Source organism: Paenibacillus sp. PK1-4R (genome assembly GCF_030369595.1).
GTDB lineage: Bacteria > Bacillota > Bacilli > Paenibacillales > Paenibacillaceae > Paenibacillus.
This window is the reverse complement of record NZ_CP126535.1, coordinates 5625455-5641608: the sequence shown is the minus strand read 5'-3', so window position 1 is coordinate 5641608 and position 16154 is coordinate 5625455. Positions and strand designations below refer to the sequence as shown.

14 protein-coding genes are annotated in these 16154 nt (G+C 50.7%); all 14 read left to right on the top strand.

Annotated features, from left to right (window positions below; genetic code table 11):
* Nucleotides 1–458: 458 nt before the first annotated feature.
* The 14 genes from QNO02_RS24540 (at nucleotide 459) to QNO02_RS24475 (ending at nucleotide 16106) form a co-directional block, all read left to right on the top strand.
* Nucleotides 459–1415, top strand: coding sequence for a glycosyltransferase family 2 protein (locus tag QNO02_RS24540; RefSeq protein WP_091037795.1), 957 nt, complete (start codon nucleotides 459–461; stop codon nucleotides 1413–1415).
* A gap of 41 nt (nucleotides 1416–1456) precedes the next feature.
* Nucleotides 1457–2569 carry a glycosyltransferase family 2 protein gene (locus QNO02_RS24535; RefSeq protein ID WP_289390297.1) on the top strand — a complete coding sequence of 371 codons (1113 nt, stop codon included), beginning with the start codon at nucleotides 1457–1459 and terminating at the stop codon, nucleotides 2567–2569.
* On the top strand, nucleotides 2569–3342 hold the full coding sequence (locus tag QNO02_RS24530; protein WP_091037791.1) for a glycosyltransferase family 2 protein: 774 nt from the start codon (nucleotides 2569–2571) through the stop codon (nucleotides 3340–3342). The genes QNO02_RS24535 and QNO02_RS24530 overlap by 1 nt, the downstream gene beginning before the upstream one ends.
* On the top strand, nucleotides 3339–4070 hold the full coding sequence (locus QNO02_RS24525; protein WP_036605812.1) for a sugar phosphate nucleotidyltransferase: 732 nt from the start codon (nucleotides 3339–3341) through the stop codon (nucleotides 4068–4070). The genes QNO02_RS24530 and QNO02_RS24525 overlap by 4 nt, the downstream gene beginning before the upstream one ends.
* Before the next feature lie 707 nt (nucleotides 4071–4777).
* Nucleotides 4778–5617, top strand: coding sequence for a GT-D fold domain-containing protein (locus tag QNO02_RS24520; protein ID WP_289390296.1), 840 nt, complete (start codon nucleotides 4778–4780; stop codon nucleotides 5615–5617).
* A gap of 66 nt (nucleotides 5618–5683) precedes the next feature.
* On the top strand, nucleotides 5684–7411 hold the full coding sequence (locus QNO02_RS24515; RefSeq protein ID WP_289390295.1) for a glycosyltransferase family 2 protein: 1728 nt from the start codon (nucleotides 5684–5686) through the stop codon (nucleotides 7409–7411).
* Between the two features lie 352 nt (nucleotides 7412–7763).
* Nucleotides 7764–8042 (top strand): glutaredoxin family protein, encoded by a 279-nt coding sequence (locus QNO02_RS24510; protein ID WP_091037789.1) that lies wholly within the window; start codon nucleotides 7764–7766, stop codon nucleotides 8040–8042.
* A 322-nt stretch (nucleotides 8043–8364) separates the two neighbouring features.
* Entirely contained in the window at nucleotides 8365–9708 is a 1344-nt protein-coding gene (locus QNO02_RS24505; protein WP_289390294.1) for an LLM class flavin-dependent oxidoreductase, read from the top strand.
* 170 nt (nucleotides 9709–9878) lie between these two features.
* Nucleotides 9879–11522 carry an ABC transporter substrate-binding protein gene (locus QNO02_RS24500; protein WP_289390293.1) on the top strand — a complete coding sequence of 548 codons (1644 nt, stop codon included), beginning with the start codon at nucleotides 9879–9881 and terminating at the stop codon, nucleotides 11520–11522.
* A gap of 41 nt (nucleotides 11523–11563) precedes the next feature.
* On the top strand, nucleotides 11564–12496 hold the full coding sequence (locus QNO02_RS24495; RefSeq protein ID WP_036605816.1) for an ABC transporter permease: 933 nt from the start codon (nucleotides 11564–11566) through the stop codon (nucleotides 12494–12496).
* A gap of 60 nt (nucleotides 12497–12556) precedes the next feature.
* The gene (locus tag QNO02_RS24490; protein ID WP_289390292.1) at nucleotides 12557–13474 is read left to right on the top strand and encodes an ABC transporter permease; all 918 of its coding nucleotides are present in this window, start codon (nucleotides 12557–12559) and stop codon (nucleotides 13472–13474) included.
* 25 nt (nucleotides 13475–13499) lie between these two features.
* Nucleotides 13500–14048: an NADPH-dependent FMN reductase gene (gene ssuE / locus QNO02_RS24485; protein ID WP_074096318.1), complete on the top strand. Its 549-nt coding sequence runs from the start codon at nucleotides 13500–13502 to the stop codon at nucleotides 14046–14048.
* A gap of 69 nt (nucleotides 14049–14117) precedes the next feature.
* Complete coding sequence (locus tag QNO02_RS24480) at nucleotides 14118–14990, top strand: LysR family transcriptional regulator (protein WP_017692495.1); 873 nt, start codon at nucleotides 14118–14120, stop codon at nucleotides 14988–14990.
* Nucleotides 14991–15044: 54 nt separating this feature from the next.
* Nucleotides 15045–16106, top strand: a complete 1062-nt coding sequence (locus QNO02_RS24475; RefSeq protein WP_091037781.1) for an LLM class flavin-dependent oxidoreductase — start codon at nucleotides 15045–15047, stop codon at nucleotides 16104–16106.
* Nucleotides 16107–16154: the final 48 nt, after the last annotated feature.

Below are 16154 nucleotides of genomic sequence, written 5' to 3'. Positions count from 1 at the left end.
GTGTTCAATCCGGGTTTGCGTAAATGACAAAGGCAGTGTGTTCTGAACGGCATCACTCCTCTCAAGAGTAAAATGTATCTGCTTACAGGTTCTGCGAATGAGGTCATAATCTAATCAACCTAAGGTCAATAAATTGATTTAAAAAATATATGGGAACTTATGTTCACCACAAGGTTATTTTTGTAAATAAAACTGCTTGGAACGTATATTATCACAATGTAAAACTTTGGAAAAGATACAAATTTAGATTTTTGCTAAAATTGTGTCTGAAGTAGGGGAGAGGTAGCGTTTTTCACATATTTTGACGTATTTTGTCTAAAAGCAAGGCCTGTACCCTCGTGATCACAGAGAGAACCTGCTTAGTGCAAGGACAAACGCCGTTTCCACTGCTCCACGAATACATAGAATAACGTGTACTCCCTTGGCATGCCGATGATCGAATGCGGGAGGTGAAACTGTTGCGCAAAACCCGTACCACAGCACGTTATGCAACCCGATCCAATGTGACACGAAGAAAAACAGTGCTGAAGAAACGAAGATGGAAGTCTGGACACAAAAAGGGTACAAAGGCCTATACGTTCGTTATTCCATCCAAACAGCTGATGTCACAGGCTGAGGATAGAGTAGAGAATGGAGCGGAAAATGGCATGAGTGATGCTCCTTCACACAGGGATGTTTCTCAGCGACCGATACTCTCGGTCATTATCCCTGCTATGAATGAGGAGAAAAAGATTGGTGCAGTTGTACGTGAAGCGCTGCGGATATGCCGTGATGCTGAAGTGCTTGTCGTTGTGAATGGTTCAACAGATGGTACGGCTAAAGCAGCCAAACGGGCTGGAGCACGAGTGCTCACGTATGCAGAAGCGCTGGGGCATGATGGAGGACGAAAAGTAGGCGCAGCGGAGGCGCGCGGTCAGGTATTGTTATTTACTGATGCCGATATCGCAATTCCCGCAGAGCACCTTGCACCTTACGTGAAGGCTGTGCTGAAGGGAACGGATGTGGCGCTTAACGACTACCATGGGCCGGTCACTCATCATCCCGTTCATCCGGTAGTGGAGGCCAAACACATGTTGAACAGCATACTCGCAAGATCCGATCTCCGGGGGGCATCTATGACAGCTATTCCACATGCAATAAGCCGAAAAGGACTTGAGGTCATAGGGATATCCTCACTGGAAGTTCCGCCACTCGCACAAGCCAAGGCAGTGATCGGCGGACTTCGGGTACGCGCTGTTCATCACGTACCTGTGGGTAGAATGAATGCAGTACGAATCAAAAAGCGAAGCGGAGCTGATCCGCTAAGTCAAGTGGTACTCAATGATCATATGGCAGCGATTAAGTGGATTACGGATACGCTCGGTCCTCGCGGAGGTTATACCGATCTGAAACGTGTTCGCAACTTGGCGAGGTAAGCATGTCGCATCGGATGATGCAGCATGCTGGAGGTGAGGAAATGAAGGGACGTTCAGGGGTTGTCCGCCGCAGGCGGACAGCAAATAGACAAACGACAGCAGGAAGAACAGTAATGAACAAGCGTCTTAGGAACAAGAAACATGTAGATATTCAAAAAACAAGAAGAAGCCGAGTAAAGTCTGGCCAAGTAGATCTGCACTTGATGTGGAAAGCGGGGCAAGTTGCAGGAAGCGAGGCAAAGGCAAACAACACAGTATCAGAAAAACACGCACGTCTCGTGTGGAATGCACACGCGGCGAACGTTGGGGAGCTAAACAACTTCGAGCTAGCTCTGAAGGCAGGTAAGGCATTTATGCAGGGTTATACTCAGGCCTCGGGACATTCATTCCAGATCGTGCCGCTACCTCTTCGTCATTCGGCTGCTGCCGTTGTCTGTGCCTGTAATGAGGAACACACACTGGGGCAGATGTTATTGCAACTAAAGCGGTTGCCTCTGACGGATATTATTGTGGTACTGAATGGAACGACAGATGACAGTTTGAAGCAGGTACTAAGGCAGCCGGGACTTACAGTAATCTATGAACCGGATCGGGCAGGACATGATGTGGGCCGGGCACTTGGAGCCAAGATGACGGATGCGGAGACGGTACTTTTTGTGGATGGAGATATGGTCGTCTCGGCTGAACAGCTTGCACCCTTTCTGTTCGCGGTTGATCAGGGACAGGATGTGGCGTTGAATAATCTGACGTCTTTGCTTCCTGCGTTTGCCGGGCAGGATGAGGTAAGCCGGATCAAAGCATATCTGAACCGAACATTAGGCAGGGCAGATCTTGGTTCCAATTCCATGACAGCCGTGCCTCATGCATTATCTCGTCGTATGATTCAGACCGTGAAGCCAGCATCACTGGCCGTTCCACCTAAGGCACAAAGTCTAGCTATTCAGCATGGAATGAACGTCTCGGCACCAAGTCAGGTGGATGTTATTCGTTCCAATCGGTTGCGTCCTGGTAACACGGGAAGTGGGAATGATGTCGCCAAATTGATCATCGGAGATCATCTGGAGGCACTGGCTACATTGCTGGGTACAGGTTGGAATCCAGCCCAGGCACATACACTCTCCCGTGTAGAAGTGGCTTACAGGAGGAACGCCTAATGACACTGACGAGTATGATTATCCCAACTTACAATGGTCTGGATCTGATCAGGCCCTGCATCGATGCCATACGTCAATACTCGGGCGATCCTGCGTCATATGAAATTATCGTGGTAGATAACGGTTCGACGGATGGAACGGCTGAATATTGTGCGCTGGAGCGAATTCGATTTGTAAGGTTCCCGGACAATCGGGGGTTTCCGGCAGCGTGTAACGCTGGACTTCGTGCAGCTTGCGGGGATGAGCTGTTGCTGTTGAACAATGATGTTACGGTCACGCCCCGTTGGTTGGAGAACCTGCGAACGGCTCTGTACAGTGACGCAAGTATTGGGATCACGGGTCCTGTTACGAATTATGCAAGCGGCATCCAGCAGATTGAACTGCAGTTTCGGGATATGGAACATTTTCAGGAGTTGGCCAATTCCAATAATATTGCGGATTCTTCAAGGTGGAGGGAAGTACGCCGGATCGTTGGTCTGTGCATGCTGATGAAACGAGATGTCGTGGAATCGGTTGGACTGCTTGACGAGGCATATTCTCCGGGACACTATGAGGATGACGATTATTGTTATAGAGCAAGATTGCAGGGATATCGCCTGCTGGTATGTGGAGATGTTCTCGTGCATCATCAGGGAAGTGCCAGCTTCCAGAAGACAGATCCGGTAGCGTGGAAACAGCTGCTTGAGCGTAATCGTTCGATTTTTATGAACAAATGGCATGTCGATCCGCTTGAATATATGGACATATCCGATGAAGGAGGGAACGTGGAATGAAAGGTGTAATTCTTGCCGGCGGAACAGGAACTAGACTGTATCCGCTGACCCGGCTCATTAACAAACATCTGCTTCCAGTCGGTAAACATCCGATGATTATGTATGGCATCGACAGGCTCCGCCAGGCAGGCATTGATGAACTATTGATTGTGATCAACAAACATTCCGCCGGCTTATACACAGAGTATCTTGGTGGCGGAGCGGATCATGGGGTGAAGTTGACTTATCGCATTCAGGAAAAGGCAGGCGGGATTGCAGAAGCATTGGACCTGGCAACTTCCTTTATTCTTCCTGGCGAAAAATTTGTAGTGCTTCTCGGTGATAATCTCTTCAGCGATGATCTGAAGCCTTATGTGGACCGTTACATGCAGCAGCCTGCTGGTACAGCGCGAGTTCTGCTCAAAGAGGTGGATGATGCACGACGTTACGGGGTGCCTGTTTTTGATCCAAAGCATCCAGAGCGAATCTCGTACATTGAGGAGAAGCCAAGCCAGCCGAAAACCTCTTATTGTGTGACGGGCATATACATGTATGACGATCATGTATTTAACCTGATTCGCAACATTGCGCCGTCTGCGCGCGGAGAACTTGAAATTACGGATGTGAATAATCACTACGCATCTGCTGGAGGGCTGGAATACGACATTTTGCAGAAATACTGGAGTGATGCAGGTACATTTGAATCCCTTCAGGAAGCAGCTGTCCGTATGAAAGGACAATTGCCCTAAAATATATGCGACTGATGCTGCCGCTGTGCGGTGCCCCATGGGAGCAGAACACTCTGCGCCGGAGCTGGAAGGATGCTCCGGCGCTTTGCGCAGCGACAATCCTCGTGCATGCCAAAGGAGGGAACGGCGTGAGAGTAGTGACACGCAACGGGGCTGCTAGGGCCACCGTGTCAGGTAAACCCCGGGGCATCCACCCGGCCGTATTTATGGGCAGTGGCACTCCGGCAGCAGCAGATACAGGGTCTGCTGGAGTCAGAGGTGTGAAGTCAGGGAAACGTAGTACCCTGACCAAAGCGGGTACATCTGCCGGCGCATCGCATAAGGTCCGTGCAAGGAAAGCGAGCAGCACAGGCAGTGTTGTTGGCAGAGCAGGCAAAGCTGGCTCTGCGAGCACGAGCAAAGCGGCAAAAGCCAGCCGCACCGGCAAAGGCAAAGCCGGTCTGCGCAAGGCCACTGCTTGGCGTAGGCCTGCATCAGCACGGGGCCGGCGTGCCGCTGCCCGCGCCAAGCAGCGCACGGCGATGCGCCGTGCGCCCATGCCAGCACCGCAAGCCAGCACGCCACAGGCGATGCCTGCCAGCGGTGCTGGCCCCGCCCCGCGCCAGGCGACACACCCGAAGGGTGTCGCCCCCGCAGGGCGGGGAGGCGCTGCCGGCGCGAAGGCGGGCAGCGCGAAGGGTTTGCCGCCTCCGCCCGCGGAGCACGCAGTGCAGGCGGAGGCCGTGCCCGGCGGTTACGCCGAGGGCTACCGCGACGGCGTATTCGCCGGCGGGGAGGCGCTGGTGGCGCAGCACATCCCGCCGGATCACATTCTGCCTGCCGTGGCGGCGGCAGATCTGATCGCGGCGGGATTCCGCCAATACGCGCCCAGCCTGACCCGGCTGTCCAGCCCGCATGAGATGGCTGGACACATCACGGCGGCGCTGGATGCACAGCGCCCCTTGTCTGTCGTTCGCCTCGGAGATGGCGAACTGCTCACGCTGGCAGCCGATACGGTGCTGCCAGGCCAGGAAGTGCAGGAGCTGGCACCGTTTCTGCCCTATGCAGGGGTGTCATGCTCAACCCCCGACATCCGCGCGATGCTTGCGGAAGCCATACAGGCCGCCGACTGGGTTGGCGTGCCGATCTCGCGGGCGCCGACATTCCAGGGGCTGTTATTCCCGGTATTGCGCCACTTCGGGATCGACTGGTCCCGGCTGAAATTGACCAGTTCCACGATCAATTACAGTCTGCATCAGTCCGGCCTGGTGTTGCCCTTGCTGCAAGGACGGCGGGTTCTGCTCATAGGCAGCCAGGCACCAGAGCTTGCGGCACTGCTGCATAACCGGGGGATTCATGTCACAGGCATCATTGGTTCTGTAGCAGGAGTTATGGATATACCGAGGGTGATGCAACAAACCGCAGAACATGCTTTTGATATCGCGTTGGTGGCGGCGGGAATTCCGGCGGTCATTCTGTGTCGGCGAATTGCAGGTGAACTCGGCAAGGTCGCTCTGGATTTTGGACATTTGGCCGACAAACTGGTAACAGGAGAGCTTCAACTCTAGTGGACCGTCCGGGGGCTGGTTATGTGCGTGTTGGCCTCACGGACAAGTGGAAATGGAGGGAGCAACATGAGCACACCCGATCAACAGCGCGGGGAAGAACGTCATAGCCGCAGCAACAAGGTTAAGGCTCGAAACGTCGTCCGTCGAAAGGGTCACAGTCATCTGAACATCATTCCAAATATCAGCACTCGCAGTGACAACAGCCGCAGTGAAAACAACCGGAATGGCAGCATAAGCAATGAAAAAAAAGCGGCCCGTCGTGCCACACAGCACGATGTCTCGCGATCTGATATGGCAGTCCTGCATGCAGCAGGTCGTCGCTCAATGCGGAAATCCAGACGTAAAGGCAAAAGCAGGCGCACAGCCAAAGGCGCGAGGCTCTACAAACAGGGGTATACCAGAGGATACAACGAAGGTGTCCGCCAGGGACAGAGCTCGTTTGGTCTTGTTTTTGAAGGAGTTAGCATTATTATCCCCACGTACAATCAGCGGGAGTATGTGCTGAAATGTGTGTCCAGTATCGAAAAGCATACCCCTGCCCCCTTCGAGATCATTGTCGTGGATAATGCCTCCAAGGATGGAACTGCCGAGGCCATGCTCCGCAAAGGCGGCATGGTGAGGGTGGCTGCCCTGGATAAGAACCGGGGGTTTGCCGGAGGTGTCAATCATGGGCTGATGATGGCGAGAGGTCGACATATCATCGTGCTGAACAACGATACGCTCGTTACTCCAGGCTGGCTGGATAACATGATGACTTGTCTTGCCAGTGATCCGAAGATTGGTGTGGTGGGTCCGGTGACCAACTATATTGGCGGGGATCAGCAGATTCAGGTTCCGTACCGTGAGGTAGAAGAGATGTGGTCTTTTGCAGCCACACATAATCGTCCGGATGCAGACAAACATCGAATAACCGATCGCCTGGTCGGGTTCTGCTGGTTGTTCTCACGGGAGCTGCTGGAACGGGTAGGTTATCTGGACGAAGGGTACGCGGTGGGCAATTTCGAAGATGATGACTGGATCATCCGGGTGAAGCTGGCAGGATACCAGCTTGCGGTAGCCGGGGATGCTTTTATCCACCACTTCGGAAGTGTCAGTATGAAAGCCTTGGGTGAGCAAGACTTTGCTGTAGTGAATAAGGATAACGAGCAGTTTTATAGCCAAAAGTGGGGAGATCCCCATGCGCTGGTTGCCGAAACCTCTCGCTTGGCTAGACAACAAACCTCTGGTACCCCATCCGGTCAACAAGAGGATGGTGACACAAACCCAATGGATCCGCGTCAGCGAATCTCAACGCAGGGTAGCCAAGATCCAGCATTACAGTTCAGACACAGTTATGACTTCTACCCGGAAGGTTCGTTCCTGTCCGATGCCAAAGGTGATGTCTATACTTTAACCGGCGGTCGGCGGCGTAAGCTGAACATCCCTGTACCGCGTGGAATATCACCTGTTCAGGTTGCCAAGCCGGACCTGCTCGCCATTCCTGCCGGAGAAGCACTGATATCAGCGGGGGACGTGCAAGGATGGCCGAGGGAATCACAACAGGCGCATATGACAGCGGTTCATGGTTCTCACAATGGCTGGGCAGAAGGAAGTATTGTTGCCGCAGTGGATGCACCCGAGATTCGATATCAGATCAGCGGAGACAAGCGGAGACGATTTGTTTCGGTCTATGCATCAGAACGTTGGGGTGTACATTCTGGGCATATTGTCAGCGTGTCTGCAGACCAACTGGATTCGATGGAAGAAGGATGGCCCATTATTGCCCCACCTCAGCTCTTGAACCCAGATCTGTAATGTCGGGCGATCTGTTTATCCAGATTAGCAGTATGATGCGGAATGGAAAATGTAGCGGTACCCTGTGTAATCGCTCTGATTCATTCCGCATCCGAATATTACATATGAGTTGTTAGCTAGACTACTGAAGCAGAGCGATTCAATCTTGTAAAATAAGCCATCTTTCAAATTTATAATTTAATCTTTCTATTTGGTTATAGGTTTATTCTATTAGCAGATCCATTGACGCAGGAAGGGCGCAGGAGTACATTTAGAGCCATAATTCTTATTTAACAGATGGGAATTGAAGGTCTAGGGCGTTCATAGTTAATCACCCAGACCTTGATCTTAAAACCAATCAGGAGGTATGTCGATGTCATCATCAACCAAAAAAGTCGTGCTGTGGAGCAAAACAGGCTGTCATTTCTGCGGGGAAGTGAAAGCATTTCTGACAGAGCGAAACCAGCCTTTTGAGAACATTGAAGTGCAGGGAAATGACGTGTTGCGTGATGTGCTTGAAGCAAAATATGGCATTCGGCATGTACCCGTTATTGAAGTGGGAGGGGACGGCAAATTTGAAGCCTTGCTGGAACCTGATCTGGAGAAGCTGGCGGAACTTCTGGCACGAACGGACGAAGCGACAGCAGTCTAACGGGAGTTAATATATACCTTTGAAGCAAGCCGTTCCGGCTGTTGCATGATGCAAGATCGCATTTGTACAGCAGCTGGAACGTTCATAAGTTATGGCTCACTTGGGATGTAAATGGTCTTATTTACATCTTCAATGTTCATATAGAAAAAATCTATTAGTCACGCTGTTGACCCTTTTACGGGGCAGTGATAAGATTTGTGAAATTAAAACAAACCAAACTCATAGGAATAGTTAACTTTTAAGTTATTTCGCATACGTAATCAGTTCAGTTGGCCCTTGATCATTCTTTTGAAGATTCTAATCCAAGGAAGGCGGAGTGCATATGACAGCGAAACGCAGTTTGAAATTTGGAGCCATTATTCATGGGGTTGGAGGAAGCAACACCACATGGAGACACCCGGAGGTTCTGTCGGATGCCAGCGTTAACTTTGGATTCTACAAACGTCAGGCACTGAAAGCGGAGGAAGGCAAGTTCGATCTTGTTTTTATCGCAGACGGTCTATATATTACCGAGAAATCCATTCCGCATTTCCTGAATCGCTTCGAACCAATCAGTATCCTCTCCGCTTTGGCTGCCGTTACTTCACGCATTGGACTGGTGGGTACCCTCTCAACATCCTATAGTGATCCGTTCACCGTAGCCAGACAGTTCGGTTCCCTCGATCAGATCAGCGATGGCCGTGCAGGCTGGAACGTTGTGACTTCTCCGCTGGAAGGTACAGCGAAGAACTATAGTAAGAGCAGTCACCCTTCGCATCCGGAACGTTATCGCATTGCCGCAGAATATTTACAGGTAACCAAAGGGTTGTGGGACTCTTGGGAAGATGATGCCTTTGTAAGAGACAAAGAGAGCGGCGTATTCTTCGATCCATCCAAGCTGCACACGCTTAATCATGAAGGAGAGTTTTTCTCCGTACAAGGGCCGCTCAACATTGCCCGTTCACGGCAAGGACAGCCGGTGATATTCCAGGCAGGTTCATCGGAAGATGGCAAAACGCTGGCGGCGCAAGAAGCGGATGCTGTCTTTACCGGACACGATACGATTGAAGATGCACAGGCATTCTATAAGGATGTCAAAACACGGGCGGCCTCCTATGGACGTTCTGCACAGGATATTGTTATTCTGCCAGGCATCAATCCCATTGTTGGACAGACCGAAGAGGAAGCGGAACAGAAATATCAGGAGATTGCGAGCCTGGTTACCATTGATAAAGCGCTGGATTATCTGGGACGTTTCTTCGAACACCATGATTTCTCCCAATATCCGCTGGATGAACCGTTCCCGGAGCTGAATGGCACTGGAAGCAACAGTTTCCGCAGTGGAACCGACAAGATCAAGAAGGATGCCAAAGAGCAGGGATTGACCTTGCGTGAAGTGGCTCTGCGGGCAGCAACACCACGCAGCAAATTCCTGGGCACACCAGAGCAGGTCGCTGACAAGATTCAGGAATGGTTTGAGACGGAAGCAGCAGATGGTTTCATTATTGCTTCTGAGCTGCCAAGTGGATTGTCTGATTTTGTGGAACTGGTTGTTCCAATTCTGCAAGAACGCGGTCTGTATCGTACGGACTATGAACACGATACATTGCGGGGGAATCTTGGGGTACAGATTCCGGTTAACCGTTATACGGCTGCGAAGAAGCAAGTTGTATCTGATTTGGCATGACGGATAGGGAGCGAACGAGTATCTGATTTTGTCTGCTGTTTTCTCCAACCGTAAAAAAAGCAATTACTACGATTCACACTATCTTAAAACCAACTTAACTCATAGGATATATAGAGTATTGGTATAAACATCAATTTAATGACACCTGTATACACAGAGGGGGAAGCGATATGAACAGGTCTATCTCATGGATGAAATATATGGCATTGGCAGCAGTATTGGTGATGGTATTATCCGGTTGTGGAGCGGCGGGAGGCAGTACGAACGGTGCAGCACAGGCTTCGGGCGGGGATCAGGCCGGGCAAGCTGAAGGAGGCAACCTGACTTTTGCACTCGCGACTTCACCGGATACGCTTGACCCTCATCGCAGTGGGCTTGCCGTAACAGTACGTGCCATCCGAACGATCTACGACAATCTGGTCGTGCAGCTGCCTGATGGTTCCATCAAACCTTGGCTCGCCACGGAATGGAGCGTATCCGAGGACGGCAAGAGTTATACGTTCAAGCTGCGTGAAGGCGTGAAGTTCCATGATGGTACACCTTTTAATGCGGAAGCCGTGAAATACAATCTGGACCGGGTGATCGATCCGGCCACCAAAGCTGCCAATTCTCTGGCCCTGATTAGACCGTATAGCTCCTCCGAAGTCATTGATGAATATACCATCAAGGTAAATCTGGAATCACCATCGCAAGCCTTTCTCGGTAACTTAAGCCAGGCGCTTCTGGGGATCGTATCCCCAACAGCTGCTCAAAAATATGGTGACCAGCTGGGTAAAAATCCGGTGGGAACAGGTCCGTATACCTTTGTGAAATGGGATGAAAATGCGGATATCGTCGTTGCCAAAAACAAGGATTACAACTGGGGACCTGAGACGGTTGAAAATAAAGCCGCGCCCCATGTGGATACGATCACATTCAAGATTGTACCGGAAGAAGCGACGCGCATCGGAAGTGTACAGAGTAATCAGGTACTCGCTGCCGAGACGGTTCCACCGCAGAATATCGCTGCATTAAAAAACGATCCGAACCAGCAATTGTTACAGGCCAATACGGTTGGACTGCCGTACACACTCTTCTTCAATCTGCGCAAAGCGCCTTGGGATGATGTGAAAGTAAGGCAGGCAGTACAATCCGCTGTAGATGTTGAATCGATTGTCAAAACATTGTATCTGGGCAACTACGAACGTGCGTGGTCTGCACTGTCTCCTGGAATTCTGGGTTATGATGCATCGCTGGAAGGAAGCATCAACCCGGACATCAATAAAGCCAATCAGCTGCTCGATGAACAAGGCTGGGTGAAAGGCGCTGACGGTATTCGTGCAAAAGACGGCCAGAAACTGACCCTGCGTTATGTAGATGGTTCGCCCAATCGCGAGAAACGTAATGACATCGCCGCCATTATCCAGCAGCAGTTGAAACAGGTTGGTATCGCTGTTGAAGTAGAAATTACAAAAGACGTGGCAACGGTTATCTATCAGAACTGGGATTATGATCTCTATGGCAACAGTCAGGTCAATTCTGATCCAAATGCCTTGTACGCTTTCTATCATACGAGTGCAGAGGGCCAGCGTCCGACCTTATCCGGTTTGTCTGATCCGAAGATCGATGAACTGTTAGAGCAGGGAGCCGTGGAGAGTGACGCGGATAAACGTGTCGAGATCTACAATCAGATTCAACAATATCTGATTGAGCAAGCGGTAATTCTGCCGATCTATGTATTCCCGTACACCGTCGCAGCATCCAAAAAGGTCGAAGGCATCAAGTTTGATTCACTGGGGTATCCACTCTTTAACGACGTTCGCATTCAGCCCTAACAGGAACGACCAATCCAGATTCAGGAAGGAGATATCCCGGTATGGTTCAAACGATACTGTCACGACTCGCAACATCGCTTCTGGTTATTTTCGGAGCTTCGGTGCTGGTGTACTGCATCATGTATCTCCTGCCGGGTGATCCAGTTCTACTCATGCTGGACCCGTCCTCGGCTACCCCGGAGATGATCGAGAATCTGCGGGTTCAGCTTGGACTGGATCAGCCGTTTTACATCCAGTTTGCGAACTATTTTGGTGATATGCTGCGTGGGGATTTCGGTAAATCGATGATCAATTCGGATCCGGTTTTGCCAAAAATACTGGAACATTTTCCAGCGACACTGGCTTTGACCGCACTCAGTTCAATCATTGCCATCACGATTGGAATTACACTTGGTGTACTGTCTGCGATCCATCGCAATGGCGTGATTGATTTCGTCGCCCGGCTCGTTGGACTGTTCGGCATTTCCATGCCAACCTTCTGGACGGGGATACTGCTCATCCTGTTATTTTCAGTACAGCTTGGCTGGTTCCCGGCGATGGGTTCCGACGGATTCAGCTCACTGGTTCTTCCGGCTGCCACACTGGGTCTTGTGGGTGCAGGGTTTATCGTACGGATGGTGCGTAACAGCATGCTGGAAGTGATCAATGAACCGTTTATCGTGGCATTACGGGCCAAAGGACTTTCGGAACGTGCCATCATGTATGGTCATGCACTGCGTAATGCGCTTATTCCTGCAGTAACGGTAATCGGCATGCTGATCGGTGATCTGCTTGCTGGAACCGTGGTGGTGGAGACCGTTTTCTCCAGACAAGGAATCGGCCGAATTATTGCAGATGCGCTAATGGCCAAGGATCTGCCAGTGGTGCAAGGTGTCGTCTTTTTTACCTCAATTATCTATGTCGTCTTGAACTTGCTGGTGGATATCTCGTATTCGTACATTGATCCTCGGGTTCGGCGTGCAGTCCGCACATGATATTGGATGGAACAGTCAGAAGTGTCCTGACGCGGAGTATGAAAGGAGGAGTTGGTGCTCATGAGCATGAAACCTTTGGCTGGTGACAAAAAAGCATGGGCGGGCAGTGTAGGACGTATCCGTCTGTGGAATCGCCGCCCTTGGCGTTATCGCGTTTCATTCGCGGTATCCCGATTATTCTTTTATGCAGCATTGCTGGTGGTGGTATTTACCGTGGCATGTGCGATTGTGCCAGGCTGGATTGCGCCCTATGATCCAACTCAGATGATGACGGATGCCATCCTGCAGGCTCCCTCTGCTGCGCACCTGTTCGGGACGGACTATTTTGGCAGGGATATCTTCAGTGTGATTGTGCATGGGAGCAGAGATTCATTGCTCATTGGATTCGCCTCGGTACTTGTAGGCGGTATTGTTGGCAGTGCTCTTGGTATTATCTCCGGTTATGCCGGAGGTATTGTTGATACCATCACCATGCGGGCTGTTGATATTCTGATGGCTGTACCCGGCGTACTGCTTGCATTATCTGTTGCAGCTGCTCTCGGGCCAGGACTGATGAATATTGCACTGGCTGTTGCGGTTTCCTCCATTCCGGGCTACGCACGGGTGATGCGTGGGCAGGTCATATCAGTTAAAGGTCTGCCTTTCATTACAGCGACACGTTCACTGGGCGGTTCCAATACACGTATTTTCTGGAAACATGTACTGCCACATTCGTTGTCACCCTTGCTGGTCATGGCTACGCTGGGCGTAGGGACATCAATTCTAACGGGCTCCGGACTCAGTTTTCTGGGACTTGGGGTGTTGAAGGAAATACCGGATTGGGGCGCATTGCTCTCACAAGGAAGAGGTTATCTGACGGTTGCCTGGTGGATCTGTACGTTCCCGGGACTGGCGATCACTTTGTTTGTACTGGCGGTTAATCTGATTGGAGACGATATTCGCGATCGGCTGGACCCCAAAGTAAAAGGAGCGGCCTGACCGCTATACCAAGGAGGAATACGTTATGTCACATGTTGTCATTATTGCCGGATCACCTTCCAAACGTTCGCGTTTGACAGGTCTGACGGATTACAGCAGCCAAAAATTAACGGAGGCAGGCATCACCGTTGAAGTCATTCATGTTGTGGATCTTCCCGCTGAGGATCTGGTGCAAGCCCGGTTTGACAGCTCATTCATTCGTGATGCACTTGCTGTCGTGGAAGCGGCGGATGCAGTTATTGTGGCTACGCCGGTATATAAGGCATCTTACTCGGGAGTGCTCAAACTGTTCCTGGATCTGATTCCGCAAGAGGGGCTACGGGGTAAGTTGACACTTCCGCTCGTTATCGGTGGTTCCATTGCTCATCTGCTTGCCATTGATTATGCATTGAAGCCTGTACTGGCAGCCCTTGGTGGAAGACATATCCTTGGTGGGGTCTACGCTGTGGATCAGGGGATTGAACGATTGGATGATGGAAAGTTCGTACTCTCGGCGGATATTACTACACGTCTGGATCGCTCGCTGGATGAATTGATATTGACACTGGAAAAGGATGGGATTACGATATCATAAAACCAAGTAAATATATTGGATAAATCAATATAAGATCAAACGTCTGCGGACGTGGATACGGAGGCGCTCATGAATATCGAGAATATTGAAGCATTTGTATATATCAATCATTATGGAAGCTTCAATAAGGCTGCCGAAGTACTCTTCTTGTCCCAACCTTCGGTCACAGCTCGCATTCAGTCACTGGAAAGGGAGCTGGGCTGCAAGTTGTTTGATCGGCTTGGCAAGCAAATCGTGCTGACAGAGGAAGGTCGGAAATTCCTGCCATATGCGCAGCAAGTGCTGCAAGTGATTCAGAAGGGCAAGCAGAAGATTCAGCAAAGGCGATCAACACCGGATGCGCTTCGGCTCGGTAGTACAGTATCGGTATCTAACTATGTTATTCCCGATTTTCTACCCAAGATCAAGGAAGCTTACCCCGAAATTAACATCAAATTGACGACAGCAACGACGGATCAGCTGATTGCCAAACTGCTTGGTCAAGAGATCGATCTTGCTTTTGTGCGCAAGGTCATGCATCCTGCGATCCGTACGGTTGCTTTTTATGAAGATCCGATCCAGCTCTATGTGTACAAAGGGCATCCATTCATTGAGAGCGGGCATGTCAGCATGGAAGCCATCCGGAATGAGCAACTGGTCTTTTTTGAATGTGGTTCACTGGACTGGCTTCGCATTCACCGGGCTTTCGACTCGCTGGAACATCCGCCGAATATTACATATCATGTCGATAATTCGGAGACGGCTAAGAAGCTGGTTATGCAAGGGGCAGGTATTGCCTTTCTCCCGGGACTCACGGTGAAGAAGGAAGTGCAGAATCAGGAGCTGTTCCCCATTCAGGTACATGAGGTAGCAGGTGTATCGTTGCAGATCAGCGTTGTCACGTTAAAGGAAGAATATTCGCCATTGGCAGAGCCCTTCGGGGAACTGCTGCGGCAGTTATAGATTGTTTGTAAGATTCAAGAACAGCGGTTCAGCACAATCAAGGAGGAGAAGGATATGAGTATTCGTGTTGGCATTTTGGATCAGACCCCTATCTATGAAGGGGAAACGGCAGTGGATGCTTTTCGGCATACAATTGAGCTGGCACAGCGGGCAGAGCAGCTTGGATTCCATCGGTTCTGGGTATCGGAGCACCATGATTCCGGGCATGTTGCAGGTTCCTCCCCGGAGGTACTCATCTCCCACTTGCTTGCGCATACAAAGCGGATTCGGCTGGGGTCTGGCGGAGTAATGCTCCAGCATTATAGTCCATACAAAGTCGCCGAAAATTTCAATATCCTCGCAGCGCTCGGACCCGGAAGAGTTGACCTGGGAATCGGTCGTGCACCAGGTGGATTACCCCGTTCAACACAGGCGTTACAGGAAGGTATTCAGGAAGCTGCATCTCTGCAAGAGAAAATTGTTCAGGTGAAACGATACATCCACAATGAGCCGCTTGAAGATCCATCACATCCACTTGCAGGTCTCAGTGCCTCGCCAGTGTCCGACATTCCAGCGGAACTGTATGTGCTTGGAGCAAGTGTCGATAGTGCAAGCATGGCTGCGGAACTGGGACTCCCATATGTCTTTTCACTGTTCATTAACAGTAATATAGAGGTAGCGCTTCAAGCGATCCGTGTATATCGTGAACAATTTGATCGTTCCCAGGGACGGGAGCCTTACGCTGCATTAGCCATATCGTTAATTGTGGCCGAGAGTGAGGAAGAAGCGGAAGGACTTGCGAGTGAGCATATGCTGGTGAAGATTCATCTGGAGAGTGGAAAGGTGCTGACCGTTGGTTCTGTGGAGCAGGCGGAAGAATTCGGACGTCAATCAAACGAAACCTATCGGATCGAAATTCTGGAGCCAAGTGTGACCCGGGGTACAAAAGAAACCGTAGGTCAGGCACTGTTGAAGTTCCAGCAGGATTTTGCCGTGGAAGAGTTCATTGTGACTACAGCTACACGGGACTTTGCCAAGCGAATTCGTTCATTCGAATTGTTGCGTGAGATTCTGGCAGAGCAGGGACTCAGTGAATTTGCACTGGAATCCAAGGAACAGGAAGCTGCAATCGGATAGAAGTAGGCAGTTAATATAGCAGTGAATATATATGAATGGGAGGCCATG

What these genes read in the sequence shown, in the direction of transcription:
- QNO02_RS24515 (WP_289390295.1), top strand. Translation starts at nt 5,684, where the DNA reads ATGAGCACACCCGATCAACAGCGCGGGGAAGAACGTCATAGCCGCAGC.
- QNO02_RS24525 (WP_036605812.1), top strand. Translation starts at nt 3,339, where the DNA reads ATGAAAGGTGTAATTCTTGCCGGCGGAACAGGAACTAGACTGTATCCG.
- QNO02_RS24500 (WP_289390293.1), top strand. Translation starts at nt 9,879, where the DNA reads ATGAACAGGTCTATCTCATGGATGAAATATATGGCATTGGCAGCAGTA.
- QNO02_RS24490 (WP_289390292.1), top strand. Translation starts at nt 12,557, where the DNA reads ATGAGCATGAAACCTTTGGCTGGTGACAAAAAAGCATGGGCGGGCAGT.
- QNO02_RS24505 (WP_289390294.1), top strand. Translation starts at nt 8,365, where the DNA reads ATGACAGCGAAACGCAGTTTGAAATTTGGAGCCATTATTCATGGGGTT.
- QNO02_RS24530 (WP_091037791.1), top strand. Translation starts at nt 2,569, where the DNA reads ATGACACTGACGAGTATGATTATCCCAACTTACAATGGTCTGGATCTG.
- QNO02_RS24480 (WP_017692495.1), top strand. Translation starts at nt 14,118, where the DNA reads ATGAATATCGAGAATATTGAAGCATTTGTATATATCAATCATTATGGA.
- QNO02_RS24535 (WP_289390297.1), top strand. Translation starts at nt 1,457, where the DNA reads ATGAAGGGACGTTCAGGGGTTGTCCGCCGCAGGCGGACAGCAAATAGA.
- QNO02_RS24495 (WP_036605816.1), top strand. Translation starts at nt 11,564, where the DNA reads ATGGTTCAAACGATACTGTCACGACTCGCAACATCGCTTCTGGTTATT.
- QNO02_RS24475 (WP_091037781.1), top strand. Translation starts at nt 15,045, where the DNA reads ATGAGTATTCGTGTTGGCATTTTGGATCAGACCCCTATCTATGAAGGG.
- ssuE (WP_074096318.1), top strand. Translation starts at nt 13,500, where the DNA reads ATGTCACATGTTGTCATTATTGCCGGATCACCTTCCAAACGTTCGCGT.
- QNO02_RS24510 (WP_091037789.1), top strand. Translation starts at nt 7,764, where the DNA reads ATGTCATCATCAACCAAAAAAGTCGTGCTGTGGAGCAAAACAGGCTGT.